This window comes from Brachybacterium sp. SYSU DS0246 (assembly GCF_059391765.1).
Genome location: NZ_JBZXYT010000020.1, coordinates 21,747 through 37,723, shown reverse-complemented (window position 1 = coordinate 37,723; position 15,977 = coordinate 21,747). Strand labels below are relative to the sequence as shown.

The 15,977-nt window shown below is 70.8% G+C and carries 16 protein-coding genes; 10 read left to right on the top strand and 6 right to left on the bottom strand.

Annotation, left to right across the window (positions count from 1 at the left end; all coding sequences use genetic code 11):
* Positions 1–45 precede the first annotated feature (45 nt).
* Positions 46–1,074: a class II fructose-bisphosphate aldolase gene (gene fbaA / locus AC5020_RS11285; RefSeq protein ID WP_377018300.1), complete on the top strand. Its 1,029-nt coding sequence runs from the start codon at positions 46–48 to the stop codon at positions 1,072–1,074.
* A 417-nt stretch (positions 1,075–1,491) separates the two neighbouring features.
* On the opposite strand, the gene AC5020_RS11280 is transcribed toward fbaA, so the two are convergent.
* The 6 genes from AC5020_RS11280 to AC5020_RS11255 form a co-directional block, all read right to left on the bottom strand.
* Positions 1,492–1,812: a DUF2516 family protein gene (locus AC5020_RS11280; protein WP_377792943.1), complete on the bottom strand. Its 321-nt coding sequence runs from the start codon at positions 1,810–1,812 to the stop codon at positions 1,492–1,494.
* Between the two features lie 51 nt (positions 1,813–1,863).
* Positions 1,864–3,171 carry an FUSC family protein gene (locus AC5020_RS11275; RefSeq protein ID WP_464988353.1) on the bottom strand — a complete coding sequence of 436 codons (1,308 nt, stop codon included), beginning with the start codon at positions 3,169–3,171 and terminating at the stop codon, positions 1,864–1,866.
* A complete protein-coding gene (locus tag AC5020_RS11270; RefSeq protein WP_464988352.1) occupies positions 3,168–3,602 on the bottom strand; it encodes a hypothetical protein in 435 nt (144 codons plus the stop codon). Before AC5020_RS11270 ends, AC5020_RS11275 begins: the two co-directional genes overlap by 4 nt.
* A gap of 192 nt (positions 3,603–3,794) precedes the next feature.
* A complete protein-coding gene (gene ygfZ, locus AC5020_RS11265) occupies positions 3,795–4,916 on the bottom strand; it encodes a CAF17-like 4Fe-4S cluster assembly/insertion protein YgfZ (RefSeq protein ID WP_464988351.1) in 1,122 nt (373 codons plus the stop codon).
* Positions 4,909–5,595 carry a heme-binding beta-barrel domain-containing protein gene (locus AC5020_RS11260; RefSeq protein WP_464988350.1) on the bottom strand — a complete coding sequence of 229 codons (687 nt, stop codon included), beginning with the start codon at positions 5,593–5,595 and terminating at the stop codon, positions 4,909–4,911. The genes ygfZ and AC5020_RS11260 overlap by 8 nt, the downstream gene beginning before the upstream one ends.
* Positions 5,596–5,788: 193 nt before the next feature.
* Complete coding sequence (locus AC5020_RS11255; RefSeq protein ID WP_377018294.1) at positions 5,789–6,538, bottom strand: hypothetical protein; 750 nt, start codon at positions 6,536–6,538, stop codon at positions 5,789–5,791.
* A gap of 137 nt (positions 6,539–6,675) precedes the next feature.
* Between AC5020_RS11255 and mshD the strand changes: the two genes are divergently transcribed.
* From mshD to AC5020_RS11210, 9 genes are all read left to right on the top strand, one after another.
* Positions 6,676–7,599: a mycothiol synthase gene (gene mshD, locus AC5020_RS11250; RefSeq protein ID WP_464988349.1), complete on the top strand. Its 924-nt coding sequence runs from the start codon at positions 6,676–6,678 to the stop codon at positions 7,597–7,599.
* Positions 7,600–7,602: 3 nt separating this feature from the next.
* Positions 7,603–8,547, top strand: a complete 945-nt coding sequence (locus AC5020_RS11245; protein ID WP_464988348.1) for an NUDIX hydrolase — start codon at positions 7,603–7,605, stop codon at positions 8,545–8,547.
* A 72-nt stretch (positions 8,548–8,619) separates the two neighbouring features.
* On the top strand, positions 8,620–9,129 hold the full coding sequence (locus AC5020_RS11240; protein ID WP_464988347.1) for a DUF4190 domain-containing protein: 510 nt from the start codon (positions 8,620–8,622) through the stop codon (positions 9,127–9,129).
* A 237-nt stretch (positions 9,130–9,366) separates the two neighbouring features.
* The gene (pstS, locus tag AC5020_RS11235; protein WP_464988346.1) at positions 9,367–10,521 is read left to right on the top strand and encodes a phosphate ABC transporter substrate-binding protein PstS; all 1,155 of its coding nucleotides are present in this window, start codon (positions 9,367–9,369) and stop codon (positions 10,519–10,521) included.
* A gap of 108 nt (positions 10,522–10,629) precedes the next feature.
* Entirely contained in the window at positions 10,630–11,646 is a 1,017-nt protein-coding gene (pstC, locus tag AC5020_RS11230) for a phosphate ABC transporter permease subunit PstC (protein ID WP_377792952.1), read from the top strand.
* A gap of 7 nt (positions 11,647–11,653) precedes the next feature.
* The gene (pstA, locus tag AC5020_RS11225; protein ID WP_377803729.1) at positions 11,654–12,817 is read left to right on the top strand and encodes a phosphate ABC transporter permease PstA; all 1,164 of its coding nucleotides are present in this window, start codon (positions 11,654–11,656) and stop codon (positions 12,815–12,817) included.
* 27 nt (positions 12,818–12,844) lie between these two features.
* Positions 12,845–13,630, top strand: coding sequence for a phosphate ABC transporter ATP-binding protein PstB (gene pstB / locus AC5020_RS11220; RefSeq protein WP_464988345.1), 786 nt, complete (start codon positions 12,845–12,847; stop codon positions 13,628–13,630).
* A gap of 212 nt (positions 13,631–13,842) precedes the next feature.
* Complete coding sequence (locus AC5020_RS11215; protein WP_464988380.1) at positions 13,843–14,613, top strand: ABC transporter ATP-binding protein; 771 nt, start codon at positions 13,843–13,845, stop codon at positions 14,611–14,613.
* Positions 14,610–15,962 (top strand): FtsX-like permease family protein, encoded by a 1,353-nt coding sequence (locus AC5020_RS11210; RefSeq protein WP_464988344.1) that lies wholly within the window; start codon positions 14,610–14,612, stop codon positions 15,960–15,962. Before AC5020_RS11215 ends, AC5020_RS11210 begins: the two co-directional genes overlap by 4 nt.
* Positions 15,963–15,977 lie beyond the last annotated feature (15 nt).

Here is a 15,977-nt window from a genome sequence, read left to right as displayed (position 1 = left end):
CGCCGGTCATCGTCACGGACTCTCTTCAGCGAAGGAGCATGCCTCATGGCAGTCGCAACCCCGGATCAGTACGCAGAGATGATCGACCACGCAAAGCGCGGGAAGTTCGCCTACCCGGCGGTCAACGTCTCGAGCTCGCAGACCGCTATCGCCGCCCTGCGCGGCTTCAGCGAGGCGAACTCCGACGGCATCATCCAGGTGTCCTTCGGCGGCGCCGAGTACCTCTCGGGCTCCACGGTCAAGGACCGTGTCGCGGGCTCCATCGCACTGGCCGAGTTCGTGCACGCCGTGGCGAAGAACTACCCGATCAACGTCGCGCTGCACACCGACCACTGCCCCAAGGAGGCCCTCGACAACTGGGTCGAGCCCCTCATCGCCTGGGACCTCGAGAACCGCGTGAACAAGGGCCTGGACCCGCTGTTCCAGTCGCACATGTGGGACGGCTCCGCCGTGCCGGTCGACGAGAACCTCGAGATCGCCGAGAAGCTGCTGGAGAAGTCCGCCGCCGCCAAGAAGATCCTCGAGATCGAGATCGGCGTCGTCGGCGGCGAGGAGGACGGCATCCAGGCCGACGTCTCCAACGACAAGCTCTTCTCCACCCCCGAGGACGGCCTCAAGACGGCCGCCAAGCTGGGCCTGGGCGAGCGGGGCCGCTACCTCACCGCACTCACCTTCGGCAACGTGCACGGCGTGTACAAGCCGGGCAACGTGAAGCTGCGTCCCGAGATCCTGGGGGAGATCCAGAAGGCCGTCGGTGCCGAGTACGGCAAGGACCTGCCCTTCGACCTGGTGATGCACGGCGGCTCCGGCTCCACCCTGGAGGAGATCCAGGAAGCGGTGGACAACGGCGTCATCAAGATGAACATCGACACCGACACCCAGTACGCCTTCACCCGCCCCGTCGCCGCTCACATGTTCGAGAACTACGACGGCGTGCTGAAGATCGACGGCGAGGTCGGCAACAAGAAGGCCTACGACCCCCGCGCCTGGGGCAAGAAGGCCGAGGCCGGCCTGGCCACGCGCCTGGTCGAGGCCTGCGAGAACCTCCGCAGCGCCGGCTCCCACAAGGCCTGATCGACGTACTGCGAGCTTGCGAGCGGTAGGAGATCGGGCAGTGCGGAACCGCTTGATCGACGTACTGCGAGCTTGCGAGCGGTAGGAGATCAGGCAGTGCGGAACGGCCTGATCGACGTACTGCGAGCTTGCGAGCGGTAGGAGGTCAGGCAGTGCGGAACGGCCTGATCGACGTACTGCGAGCTTGCGAGCGGTAGGAGGTCGGGCAGGTCGTTAGAGGCCGATCGACCCGATCGACTGCCACCGTCCCCGGGCTCGACCCGGGACGACACCCGAACTTTGGCCACTGACGACGCATTTCCAGCGGATTATGCGACGTCAGTGGCCAAAGTTCGTTCTATGTCGACGGGCGGCATGGGCGCGGTCGAGGGGACCGGGCCGACGGGTCATGGATCGGCGGTCCAGCGTGAGCGGCGCTTACCAGCGGTTGCCGCGAGCGCGCCCCATGACCCGCTTCAGCGCGGGCAGCACGTCGGCCAGGAAGATCCCGGCGATCACGACGCCGGCCAGCATGAACAGCATCGAGGAGCCGCCGCTGCCGATCGGATAGGGCAGGGAGAGAAAGCCCAGCAGCAGCGCCACGCCCGTGAGGATCCCCCAGAACAGCTTGCTGCGCTTGCCGGCCGCCGTGTAGGCGTCGGGACGGAAGCGGATCGCGTTCACGAACGCCCAGATCTCGATGGCGAACAGGGCGAGCGCGAGGACGGCGAAGATCCACGTCTGGATGAGTCCGATCATCCGGTCAGGATAACCGCGCCCGCCGAACGCCCGCTGGCAGGCGGCTCGGCCTCAGCTGCGCCGATCGGGGTCGGAGCGGTCGGTGATCAGCAGTTCGAGCGCCTCCGTGGTGGCCGGCGGTTCGACCGCCTTCATCTCCTGCGTCATCAGGCGCGGGCCGATCGCGTCCCCGTCGGCGGCGACGAGCAGGCTGGGCAGGAACTGCTTGGCCTCCTGGGAGGTCAGCCCGGTGGCCTGGAGCAGGTCGATGGCCAGGGAGCGCAGCTGGATCGCGAGGGTGACTCCCTCGAAGTGGCCGGCACGGCCCGGCCGCACGCCCTCGTCGTTGCGCAGCAGCATCTCGGGGGTCAGGTAGGAGGCGAACAGGCGCAGCTTGCGCCGGGCCTCGGTGAAGTCGACCTCGTCGTGCCGGACGGCCGTCCCCAGCTCCGTCACGGCGTCGCGCGCGGCCAGCAGCGCGTCGGCCAGGGTCGAATGCGCATCCCCGCGCACGGCGTCGAGGAACTCCACCTCGTGCCGGGCGATCACCCGCATGTTGCGCATCGCGCGGTCAGAGCCCACCAGCAGGTGCTGCAGGCGGCCGACGTCCCCCGCGTGACGCAGCCCCGCGGGGGAGAAGGTGGCCATCTCGTTGGCAGCGTCATTGGCCAGCTGCCACTCATCGGTGTACTTCTGGGAGTTGTTGCGGATGCTCACCAGCGCTGCCTGAGCGACGCCGCGATCACCGCTGCGTGCGGCCAGGGCGAGGGAGACCAGCGTGTCCTCCAACTCCTGGAAGAACGAGCATGCAGCCCGGCGCTGGGGGCGCCGAGGATCCCCCGAGAACAGCAGATGGATCACGATCGCGACGACCACGCCCGTCAGCGCATCCAGCACGCGCCCGCCCGGGGTCATGTTCGGGGTGAGCGGCATGATGGTCACCAGCAGGGACTGGATCGCGGTCTGGATCCCGAAGAGGTTGCTGGAGTCGATGAAGCGCGCGAGCATCCCGGCGACGAACACGACGACCAGGATCTGCCAGGTGCCGGAGCCGATCAGGGACCGGGCGATCTCGCCGATGACCACGCCGAGCATCACTCCGGCGGCCATCTCGAAGATCTTGCGGACCTTCTTCTCGATGCCGAATCCGATGATGACGAACGCGGCGATCGAGGCGAAGAACGGGTACTGGTGATCCCAGATCAGGCCGCTGAGCAGGTAGGCGAGGGCGGCCGCCACCGCCGCGCGGGTGACGGTCACGGCGTCGGAGCGGCCGCGGGAGGCCCCCTGGGCCAGCCAGCTGCCGACGGCCCCGCGGACGCGATCGAGCAGGGGAGCCCGCTGCGGAGTCCCCCCGGGCGGAGGAGAGGCCTGGCTCATGGGCGCACCGGGTCCTCGAGCCGCATCTCCAACAGCTCCTCGAGCCGGAACGTGTCGCCGTCGCGGGCTCCACGGCCCACCACCAGCGGTGCCGGCGACGGGGCAGGGGTCGCGCCGCGCAGCCGGGACCGCAGGCCGCCGTCGACCCGCATCACGTAGTAACGGCCCTCGGCGTCGACCGCGAGGGACCGGTCGCGCTTGAGGTACCAGCCCCGGAGTGAGGTGCGGATCGTCCCGCCGCCGGTGTACGGCCGGGCGCGCAGCGGGATCGGATCGATCCCGGCCTCCCGGAATCGTGCGACCGCGTCACGGATGGTGGCGGTGGCCCTGACGTGCTCGTCCTCGCGGGCGGCGTGCAGCGCCTGCTCCTTGGCCTCGAGCACCTGTCGTCGCCGCCGGCTCCACTCCTGCTGCTCGCCCTGTGCACTCATGGTTCCCATTGTTCCAGGCCCGTCCGGGCGCCGCAGGACGAGCACGGTAGGAGAGCGGTGCGAATGGTGTGCAGGCTGCGTGGACGTTCGGGCGGGCCGAACGGTACGGGTGCCGGGACGGGACGACCGGCTCGGGCGCCGGCACCGGCCAGGGGCGCACCTGCGGCCGGCACCTGACGTGCTGTGCGCGCCTCAGAGCTTGGCGGTCGCCGGTCGGTCGCCGTGGTCGCGGGGCACCACGACCGGCTCCTGCGACGCATCGATCCACACCGAGCTCGTCTCCCCGTCGGCGGCGGAGACAGGGACCTCCACGGCCAGAGCGGCGTCGAGCGGGACCGCTCGACGGACCACGGCCAGCGCGATCGGCCCGAGATCGGCGTGCAGGGCCGCGGAGGTGACGGCGCCGATGACCTTCCCGTCGGACCCGCCGAGACGCACCTCGCCGCCGGGGGCGGCGGGCACGTCCTGCGAGCCGTCCAGGTGGAGCATGACCAGGCGGCGCGGGGGCTGGCCGAGGTTGAGGACCTTCGCGACGGTCTCCTGGCCGCGGTAGCAGCCCTTGGTGGTGTGCACGGTGGTGCGCAGCAGATCGAGCTCGTGGGGGATGCTGCGCTCGTCCACCTCCCGGGCCGCCCGGGCGCGGTGGTCGGCGATCCGCAGCGCTTCCCACGAGGACATCCCGGCGAGGTGGTCGGAGCGCCAGGGCACCTGAGCGAGAGCGTCGGCATCGGCGACGGTGAGCACGGCGCCCACCGGGTCGTCGGGATCCGGCCCGTAGGCCACCCCGCCGGGGGCGACCTGCGGCCAGGGCTCGGACCAGACGGCGGCGGGAGCGGGCAGGTCGAGCTCGGGCAGGACGTCGGCGGCCGGCGCGGTGCCGCCGAGAACGCGCAGGTCATCACGATCGGTCAGCTCGACGCGCGCCGCGAAGCGCATCATCTCCAGGTAGCGGCGAAGGCCTGCACGGGCTCCGGCATCGAGCACCAGCAGCAGGGTCTCCTCCGCGGTGACCACGGCGGAGGCGAGGTGCTCGACCCGGCCCTGCGGCGAGAGCACGGCGAGGCTGGCCGAGGAGCCGACGGGGATGCCCTCGAGGACCTGGGTGGTCACGGTGGTCATCCAGCTGCGGGCGTCGGGGCCGGTGACCTCGAGCACCTCGAAGTGGCCGAGGTCGACGACGGCGCGGCCATCCAGCAGCCGGCGCTGTTCGCGCAGCGGTGCGCCGTAGTGGGCGGGCACCGCTGCATCCGGGCCGTCGCCGAGGACGGCTCCTGCGCTCAGCAGCGGGCGGATGTGACGGTCGGTCTCAGGCACGGTGGAGCTCCACGGAGATGTAGGGGGTCATGTCGGTCTCGCCGGTCTCGCTCGCGGCGCCGGGGACCCGCTGCTCCCACAGCCACATCAGGTTGCCGCCGACGTACCCGAACATGCGGGTCGCCGTGACCTCGGGGCTGCCATCCGCCGCGGGCTCGCCCAGGGCGAGCTGGATGCGGGGTCCGCGGACCTCACCGGCCCATTCCGGGCCGGCCGGGTCGTCACGGGCCGAGTCCTCACCGGCCGCGTGCTCTCCGGCCCGGTCCCGGCGCTCGAAACGCGCCCGCAGCCCGTAGGACAGGAAGCTGGCGGGATCGCCCGGCTTGGCCGCGCGGGCCGCGGCGACATCCTGGCCGGGCAGCACGTCGCCGACGGTCCAGATGCCGTCCTCACGCATCAGCAGGGTGCGCTCGCCCGTGCCCGCGGCAGGGGGCGCGTCCGCCCGGGCGAAGGCGCTGGTGGGAGGGAGCGGGGCGGGCGCGTCGATCTCGTGGATCGTCGAGCGCCAGCCCATGGTGCCGTCCTCGCGGGCGGTGCACACCAGGTGCTGCTGGACGCGGCGTTCGCCGGCGTCGGGATCCCCGGGGCGATGGAGGGCTCCGGAGCCCTGCCAGCTGCCGATCAGCCAGGCGAGCGGGTACAGCGGCTCCGGGAGGGAGGGGTCGAGTGTGATGGGCATGGGAGCCGATCAGCCGCTCAGCGGTCGAACAGGCGCAGCAGCACCAGGACGGCGAATGCCAGGGTGCCGAGACCCACCAGGACCACGAGCGAGATGAAGATCAGGGAGAGCGCGGACATGCCGCAGAGTCTATCGTCCACGAGCTGCGGCGAGCAGTGCGCGACGGAGCGGTCCGGGGAGCGGCCGGGAGCGCTCAGGGCAGCAGCATCACCGCGAGGTGGGCGACCACACCGATGGTGGCCACGGGCACCACCGCCACCGCGAGCGAGGGGACCGGCTCCCGCGCCACCAGGGAGGACCCTGCCAGCAGATGCGCACAGCTGCCCCCGATCGCGACCACGAGGCCGAGCCCGATCGCCAGGGGCAGCGACACCGCCAGGAGCGCAGAGGCCAGCGCCGCCGTCACCCCGGCGCCCGCGCCCGCGGAGAGCACGAAACGCAGGCCGGCCGGCAGCGCCGTGGCGTTGATCAGGAGAGTCGCGGCGAGACCCGCCGCGATGGCCGAGACCAGAGCGGCCCGGCCCTCGGCGGCGGCCTGGGCCTGCGCCAGCACCCAGCACGCCGCGACCCCGGCCGCGAACACCCCTGCCACCGTGCCGGTGAGAGAGGCCGTCAGGTCCCGCCGGTCCCGGCGCAGCATCTGGTGGACGAAGGAGGCGAACACCCCGACGGCGCACGCCATCACGATCCCGGTCATCGGGGCGATGCGGTCCGACGGGGCGGAGACGATCACGGCGCCGGCGATACCGGTGCCCGCCATCACCACCGCCGTCCCGACCGCGGAACGGAGCTCGAGCAGGCCCGGCCAGGCGATACCCAGCAGCACGGTGAGCAGGGCCACGAACGTCGCCATCACCACCGGCGACAGCGGGCCGGTCAGCGAGATCAGAGTCAGCAGCAGCGCCAGTGCGGCACCGAGCGGGGCGCGCTCGGGAGCGGTCATGAGGCCTCCCTCGCACTCGGTTCCGGTCACTTCGCCGTCGCCGACGAGCGTGGTCAGGCGGGCGCTACAGTGTCAGTCTACGAGCGCCCGCAGGCGGCGGCATCCACAGCGAACCGTCCGAGCCCCGGAAGGACCCCATGATCACGACGGCTGCCCTGTCGCAGACCCAGCGCGACGCGGCCCGTGAGCTGCTCGATGCAGTCACCGCGCACGACGGAGTCTCCCCGCTGGACGAGGCGGCGCGGCTCGCCCTGACGGGAGAATCCGCACAGCACCTGCTCCTGCCCGCCGGACCCGAGCACAGCACGGACCCCGGAGCCGATCCGGCCGCGGCGGAGACGCTGCTCGGCTACGCGAGCGTGCTGCCCGACGGCACCGTCCAGGGCATGGTCCATCCCGGCCATCGCCGGCGCGGGCACGGCACGGCGCTGCTGCGAGCCGCCCTCGAGCTGCGTCCCGACGCGGGCGTCTGGGCCCACGGCGCCCTCGACGGGTCGCTCGCCTTCCTCACCGCTGCGGGCATGCACGAGACCCGCCGACTGCTCACGCTGCATCGAGAGCTCGCCGCCGGGGATCCGGTGCGGGACGTCGCCGTCCCGACGCTCGAGGACTTCCGGCTGGACTCCTTCGACCTCGAGCGCGATGCGGACCGCTGGGTCGAGGTCAATGCGCTGGCGTTCGCCGACCACCCCGAGCAGGGCTCGCTGGGGCGGGCCGATCTGGACCGACGGCTGGCCGAGCCCTGGTTCGACGCCGGCGACCTGCTGGTCGCCCTCCAGCACGAGGAGCTGGTCGGATTCGTGTGGATCAAGCGGGACGCGGCGGAGGGCCCCGAGGCCGACGCCGAGATCTACGTCGTCGCCACCGCGCCGTCCGTCCAGGGCCACGGTGTGGCGGGGTACCTGCTGGCTGCGGCGCTGCGGCGGCTGCAGGCCGCGGGCGTGCCCGGCGTCGAGCTCTACGTCGAGGCAGACAACACCGCGGCACTGCGCCTGTACGAGGCGTGGGGCTTCACCGTCTCGGGCCGGGACGTGCAGATGCGCGCGGCGGCGAAGGCCTGACCCGTGCGCGTCGCCCCCGGCAAGCCGCCGCCCGTGCTCGCTGCCGGTGCTCTCGCCTGGCGGGAGGGCACCGAGGGTATCGAGGTGATGCTCGTCCACCGCCCGCGCTACGACGACTGGTCCGTGCCCAAGGGGAAGCTCGACAAGGGCGAGACCTTTCCGGCGGCCGCCGTGCGCGAGGTGGCCGAGGAGACGGGGTACCGCGTGCGTCTGCACCGGCCGCTGCCCGCATCGGTGTACCTGCTGCCCGACGGCCGCACCAAGATCGTGCAGTACTGGACGGGGACGGTGCGGGCGAAGACCGCGCCCGGGCCGCTGGACCCCGGTGAGATCGACGAGGTGCGGTGGGTAGGGCTCGACGAGGCGGAGTCCCTGGTCACCCGCCAGGGCGACCAGGTCTCCCTGGTGGCGCTGCGTCGCTATCTCGATGCCGAGGAGCTGCTCACCGTGCCGATCATCGTCCAGCGCCACGGGGCCGCCGTGTCCCGGGCGAAGTGGCGCAAGGGCGAGAAGTCCCGGCCGCTGAACTCCAAGGGACGCAAGCAGGCGCAGGCCCTGCCGCCGCTGATCGACGCATTCGACCCCGACAGCGTGCTGAGCAGCCCGTGGCAGCGATGTCTGCGCACCGTCGAGCCCGTGGCCCGCATCGAGGGGCTGACGATCCGTACCAAGGATGAGCTGACCGAGGCCGGCCACGAGGCTCATCCCTCTCGGACCGCCGCGGTGATGGCCAGGGTGCTGCACGAGGCGCGCGGCACGGTGGTGTGCACGCACCGACCCGTCCTGCCGACGGTGATCCAGAGCGTGCGGGACGTCGCCCGGCCCGGCGCCGCTCTCGAGCTGCCGCGCGAGAATCCGTTCCTGGCCGCCGGCGAGGCCCTGATGCTGCATACGACACCGCAGGGTTCCGTGGTCGCGATCGAGCGGCATCTTCCCAACATCGGCTGAGCCCGGGCGCGGGCGGACGCCACCCGGAGGTCCTCGCGGCGACGCTGCGAGGACGAGGAGAAGGAGAAGGGCATGAGCATGGATCAGGGACCGGGGCACTCCGGGTATTCCTGGGGCTCGCCATCCGCGGGCGACCCGTATGCGGGCACGCCGTATGCGGGCTCGCCGTCAGCGGGCGACCCGTATGCCACGGACCCGCCGGCCGGCGAGGGGTTCGGATCGTCGTTCCCGGCTCAGGGTTCCGGAGCGCCGGCAGGGCACGCCTCGTACTCCGCCGGAGTTCCCGTGCCCGGGCCGCCCGGTCCGTACGTGCAGCTGCCCCCGAGCTCGAGCCACGCCATCACGGGCTTCATCCTGGGACTGGCGGGTCTGGTCATGTGTGCAGGTCTCACCGCCCCGGTGGGCATCGTCTTCTCGGCCCTGGGCATGCGCGCCACGTCACCGGAGGCGGACCCGCCGCGCAGCGGCCGGGGCCTTGCGATCGCCGGGCTCGTGACCTCCCTGATCGGCATGATCCCGTTCCTGCTCATGGTCCTCTACATCGGGGCCATCATCGTCTTCGCCATCGTGGAGGCAACGTGAGCGTCGTCGCAGCGAAAGCGCTCACGAGCCTCGCGCGCAGCCCCGTGATAACTTCGTAACCAGAACTGTGACCCGATCGTATCTACGAACTGACCTGCGCGTTCATGCATCCCGGAGGGTTGTTCACCCGCTGTTCACACGAGAGCGGGTGCCGTGTCATCTGCGCTCCCTAGCGTCACCGGCGAAAGACGTCTCCGCAGTAATCACCCCGGGCCCTCGGCCCCGAAAGGACTCGAAGTGAACGTTCGCAAGAACAAGCTCGTCTCACTCGCCGCGCTCGGCCTGGCCGGCGGGCTCGCGCTCTCCGCCTGCGGTGGGGGCAGCGGGGAGACCGACGGTGGCGACGGCGGCAACGGCGGCGGTTCGGCGTCCGACGGCGGCGGCGCCGGCGACTACGCCAGCCTCACCGGGAACCTCGCCGGCTCGGGTGCCTCTTCGGCCCAGGCCGCCCAGACCGCGTGGACCGAGTCCTTCATGGGCATGGTCCAGGCCGAGGGTGGCGACATCCAGGTCACCTACGACGCCACCGGCTCGGGAACCGGTCGCGAGCAGTTCCTCTCCGGCCAGGTGAAGTTCGCCGGCACCGACGCCGCCCTGGACGAGGAGGAGCTCGCCTCCTCCACCGAGGTGTGCAACGGTGAGCAGGCCTTCGACCTCCCGGTCTACATCTCCCCGATCGCCGTGGTGTTCAACCTCGAGGGTGTCGACAACCTCAACCTCACCCCGGAGGCCCTCGCCGGCATCTTCGCGGGCGACATCACCAAGTGGAACGACCCGGCCATCGCCGACGAGAACCCGGATGCCGACCTGCCCGACCAGGACATCGTGCCGGTCCACCGTTCGGACGATTCCGGTACCACCGAGAACTTCACCGACTACCTCTCCCAGGTCGCGCCCGACGCGTGGACGCATGGCCCGATCGAGACCTGGCCCATCGAAGGCGGCCAGTCCGGTGACGGCACCTCGGGTCTGATCTCCACCGTCGAGGGCGGCAACGGCACCATCGGGTACGCCGATGCCTCGCAGGCCGGCAACCTCGGCGTGGCCAGCATCCAGGTCGGCGAGGAGTTCGTGGACTACACTCCCGAGGCCGCCGCCAAGGCCGTCGAGGTCTCCCCGCGCGCCGAGGGCCGCGAGGAGAACGACATCGTCATGGAGCTGGACCGCACCACCACCGAGGAGGGCGTCTACCCGATCGTCCTGGTCTCCTACCTGGCGCTGTGCGGTTCCTACGGGGATCAGGCGACGGCCGACGCGGTCAAGGCCTACGCTTCCTACATCGTCTCCGAGGACGGCCAGCAGACGGCTGCCGAGAACGCCGGCTCCGCTCCGCTGACCCCCGCCCTCTCCGAGGATGCGCAGGCTTCCATCGACGGCATCACCGCGGGCTGAGAATCCTGCCAGATGCACACTGCCGTGCCGCCGGGTCCTTCGTGACCCGGCGGCATCGGCGCGTCACCGCCCCTGTCCCTGTCCCGTGAGCTCTGAGGAAGGCACCTGTTGAGCACCACCGACGTCGAGCCAGACACGCCGGAGGCCCCTCCGGCCTCCCTCAGGAGCAGCAATCGCCGCTTCGGGGACTCCCTCTTCTCCTATCTGAGCATCGGCTCGGGCGTCCTCATCTTCCTGACCCTCGCCGCGGTGGCCATCTTCCTCGGCAGCGAATCGGTGCCGGCCATCCGCGTCAGCACCGAGGTCGTCGGCGAGGCCGAGGGGGAGTTCTCGCTGGTCTCCTACACGCTGCCGTACATCTTCGGCACCGTGCTGGCCGCGGCCATGGCTCTGGCCATGGCGATCCCCGTCGCCATGGGCATCGCGCTGTTCATCTCGCACTACGCGCCGCGCAAGATGGCCTCCGGTCTCGGCTACATGATCGATCTGCTGGCCGCCGTGCCCTCCGTGGTCTACGGACTCTGGGGCGGTATCTGGCTGGTCCCCAAGCTCGAGCCGCTGTACAAGCTCCTCAACAGCACGCTGGGCAGCTGGCCCGTCTGGCCCGAGTTCATCCCCTGGGTCGGAGGGGACCCGGTGATCGCTCTGTTCGCCGGGGATCCGACGGCCCCCATGAACAACCTCGCCTCCGCCTCGGTGGTGCTGGCCGTGATGGTGCTGCCGATCATCACCGCAGTCGCCCGCGAGGTGTTCCTGCAGACGCCGCGCCTCCAGGAGGAGGCGGCTCTGGCGCTCGGGGCGACCCGCTGGGAGACCGTGCGCACCGTGGTGCTGCCCTTCGGTCGCAGCGGCGTGGTCGCCGCCTCCATGCTCGGCCTCGGCCGCGCGCTGGGAGAGACCATGGCCGTGCTGATGATCCTGGCGCCCGGGGCCACCTTCTCCTTCCACATCCTCGAGGTGGGCAGGCACCAGACCATCGCCGCGAACATCGCCTCCCGGCAGGCCGAGGCGTCCGGCGTCGACATGTCCCTGCTGATCTTCGTGGGCCTGGTGCTGTTCGTGCTGACGTTCATCATCAACGCCCTCGCCCGCTGGATCGTCGCGCGCAGCGGCGTGCAGAGCTGAGGTCCTCATGAGCTCCACAACCACCACCGAGAACACCTCCGTCCGACGTCGCCACGACGAGCGCCGGCTGCCCTGGTACCACCTGCTCCTGACCGGCCTGGCCGGCCTGCTGGTGGCCATCGCCGTCCTGGCGATCTTCGACGGCCTCTCCATCGCCTCGGCGATCGTGCTGGGCTTCCTCCTCCATCTCGTCTTCGGCTACACCTACTCCCGTATCCGGGAAGGCCGCCGCTGGGCGATGGACCGGCTGATGATGCTGACCGTGATCGGCGCCTTCGCGGTCTCGATGTTCCCCCTGCTCTCGCTGCTGTGGGAGGTGGTCGGCCGCGGCCTGGTCCGTGCGGTCGAAGCCGCACCCACTCCCTTCTCCTTCTGGACCGATTCCATGTCCGGCGTGATCGGCGGCGCCGACGCAGGCGGTGTGCTCCATGCGGCGGTCGGCACACTGCTGATCACCCTGTGGGCCTCGATCATCTCCATCCCGATCGGCCTGTTCACGGCCATCTTCCTGGTCGAGTACGCGGACGTGGGCTGGCGCAGGGTCCTGGGGCAGGGGGTGACGTTCCTCGTCGACGTGATGACCGGTATCCCCTCGATCGTCGCCGGTCTGTTCGGCTTGGCGCTGTTCATCGCCTTCATGCCGGACGACAGCGTGCGCATGGGCATCATGGGCGCCGTGGCACTGTCGCTGCTGATGATCCCCACCGTGGTGCGCTCGAGCGAAGAGATGCTGCGGCTGGTCCCGATGGACCTGCGCGAGGCCTCCTACGCCCTGGGCGTGCCGAAGTGGCTGACCATCGTCAAGGTCGTCCTGCGTACGGCCATCGCGGGCCTGACCACCGGCGTCACCCTCGCCATCGCCCGCGTCATCGGCGAGACCGCGCCCCTGCTGCTGACGGTCGGCATGGTGACGGGCGTGAACTGGAACATGTTCGACGGACGCATGGCGACCCTGCCGACGTTCATCAACCAGCAGTACCGCGCGGGCAGTGCGAACTGCATGAACGATACGGTGAGGAATCCGATCACCGATGAGGTCTACAACTGCTCGATCACGACGAACATCGATCGTGCGTGGGCGGCGGCCTTCACCCTCATCCTCATCGTGATGGTGCTCAACATCGTCGCCCGCCTGGTCAGCTACTACTTCTCCCCGAAGCTCAGCCGCTGAGCCGAAGCCCCACGCGAAAGGACCCTGATGGCAGCCCCTCAGCCCATCAACGTCGAGGATCTCGACATCTATTACGGCGACTTCCTGGCCGTGGAAGGCGTGGACGTCCAGATCCGGCCCCGCTCGGTGACGGCCCTGATCGGCCCCTCCGGCTGCGGCAAGTCGACGTTCCTGCGCACCCTGAACCGTATGCACGAGGTCATCCCGGGTGCCTACGCCAAGGGCAAGGTCGAGATCGACGGCGAGGACATCTACGACCCGAGGATCGACCCGGTCAACGTGCGGCGCCGCGTCGGCATGGTGTTCCAGAAGGCGAACCCCTTCCCGACCATGTCGATCCGTGACAACGTGCTGGCGGGCGTGAAGCTCAACAACCGTCGCATGTCGAAGAACGCCGCTGACGAGCTGGCCGAGCAGGCACTGCGGGGCGCGAACCTCTGGGAAGAGGTCAAGGACCGTCTGGACCGGCCCGGCATGGGTCTCTCCGGCGGCCAGCAGCAGCGCTTGTGCATCGCCCGCACCATCGCCGTCCGCCCCGAGGTCGTCCTCATGGACGAGCCCTGCTCGGCCCTGGACCCGATCTCGACGCTCGCGATCGAGGATCTGATCCACGAGCTGAAGCAGGAGTACACGATCGTGATCGTGACGCACAACATGCAGCAGGCCTCGCGCGTCTCCGATCGCACTGGCTTCTTCAACATCGCGGGCACCGGCAAGCCCGGCCACCTGATCGAGGTCGACGACACCGAGAAGATGTTCACCAACCCCTCGAACAAGGAGACGGAGGACTACATCTCCGGCCGCTTCGGCTGAGAGCCGTCCTCCACCCACAGTCTGACGTCGGCCCCGGGAGATCGATCCCGGGGCCGATGCGCGTCCACGGGTGGGCCGACGATCCTGGGCGCATGAACACCGCACCGAACCCTCTCCCCGCGGCGGCTCCGGCCCGCTACCCGGCACCGGCCCAGCATGCGGGCCCGCCTCATGCCGCCGCTCAGAACGCGACTCCCGTTCAGGTCGCCCCGATGCGCCCGGCCCCGGTGCTCTCCGCCCGGGGCCTGATCATGACCTACGGTGCCGCCGGGGCCGCGACCCATGCTCTGGACGGAGTGGACCTCGATATCGGTCGCGCCGACTCGCTGGCCGTGATGGGCCCTTCGGGCTGCGGCAAGACCACGCTGCTGCACATCCTGGCGGGGATCCTGCGGCCGACGTCCGGCAGCGTCGAGCACGACGGCACCGATCTCGCCGCCCTCGGTGACCGCAAGCGGACCCGTCTGCGCCGCGACGACTTCGGCTTCGTCTTCCAGGACGGCCAGCTGCTGCCGGAGCTGACCGCGCTGGAGAACGTGATCCTGCCGCGCATGCTGGCGGGCACCTCCCGCCGCGCCGCGACCGCCGAGGCCGCCTCCTGGCTGGACCGCCTCGGGCTGCAGGGCATGCACGACCGTCGTCCCACCCAGCTCTCCGGCGGCCAGGCCCAGCGCGTCGCGATCGCCCGCGCCCTGGCCGGGCGTCCCTCGGTCGTCTTCGCCGACGAGCCCACCGGCGCCCTCGACCAGGCCACCGGCCAGGCGGTGCTGAACATCCTGGTGGAGTCCTGCCGCGATTCCGGCGCCAGCCTGGTGATGGTCACCCACGACTCCTCGGTCGCCGCCGCCTGCCGCCGCACCGTGACCATGCGAGACGGGCGCATCGCCCAGGAGTTCTTCCGCCCGGAGACCGCCGAGCCGTCCACTGACCACGGTGCCGGCCAGTACGCAGCCTCGGGCCTCGGTCAGGCGGTGTCCCTATGAGGGCGCTGCTCGCGACCGCCCCGCTCCTGCTGCGCCGGCGCGGCGCCCTCGCGGACATCCTGCCGGTCATCGCGTTCACCGCCTCCACCGCCATCACGGCGACCGTCATCGGGGGCGCAGCGGCCTTCGTCGGCCGTATGCCCTCCGGAGCCGGGCCGGGAACCGGCGGCGAGGCGGAGATCATGGGCACGCTCGTGATCTGCGCGATGATCGCTTCCGTGCTCCTGGTGCCCAGTGCCATTGGCCTGGGCGGATCCGCCGCCCAGCTCTCCCTCGCCCGGCGCGAGCGTGACCTGGCCACCATGCGCCTGGTCGGCGGGACCAGTGGCCAGGTGGGCTCCGTGGCGGTGCTCGACGTCGCCGCTCAGGCACTGCTCGGCGGCGTTCTCGGCATCGGCGTCCACGTCGCCGTCACCCCGGCGCTGACCCGGCTGGACTTCGGGATCACCCCGTTCACGACGGCGGACCTGCTGATGCCGTGGTGGGCCTACCCGCTGCTGGTGCTCGGCCTCGTCCTGCTCGCCGTCGGTTCGGCCGCCGTGTCCCTGACGGGCGTGGTGCTCAGCCCGCTGGGCGTCGCCCGGGATTCGCGCGTGGTGCGCATGTCCGTGATCCGCGTGATCCTCTGGGCGGCTCTGATCGTGGGCTTCTTCGCCTTCATGCAGATCGGTCCGGCCCTCCTGGGCCAGTCCGGCAACATCGGGGCCGCGCTGGCGATCATGGTCCTGTTCATCGGAGCGATCGTCGCCGGTGTGAACGTGGTGGGCCCGTTCATCGTCTGGATCGCCGCGCTGGCACTGGCAAGGCTAGCCCCCACACCGTCGCTGCTGGTGGGTGCTCGCCGCCTGGCTGCAGATCCCAGGGCCGGCTGGCGCGCCGTCTCAGGCATCACCTTCGCTCTGGTCATCGCCGGGTTCCTGACCGTGCTCTCGCTGCTGTCGCAGACCGCGAGCCCGGAGGAGCAGATGCTGATGATGGCCATGTTCACCGGCGGGATCCTCACCCTCGGCATCGCCGCGGTGCTCGCAGCCGTGAGCACGGGAGTGACCCAGACCGCTCGGGTCATCGACCAGGCGCCCACGCTGCGCGCCCAGCACATCGCCGGCGCCGAGGTCGGCCAGCTGCACCGGGCCCGGATCGCGGAGATCTCGGTGCCTGTGGCGCTGAGCTCGATCCTCGCCACCGGCACCGCGCTGATGGTCGTCTCGGCCGTCTTCGGCGGCGCCCCGAACAACCCGATGGGCGCGGTCCAGTACGTGCTGTGCGTGCTGGGAGCCTATGCGCTGGTCATCGCCGCCGTGCTCGTCGCCTCGCCGCTGGTCAGGCGCTACGCGCTGCGGGCGGTCTGAGGGCCGGGGCGGCCG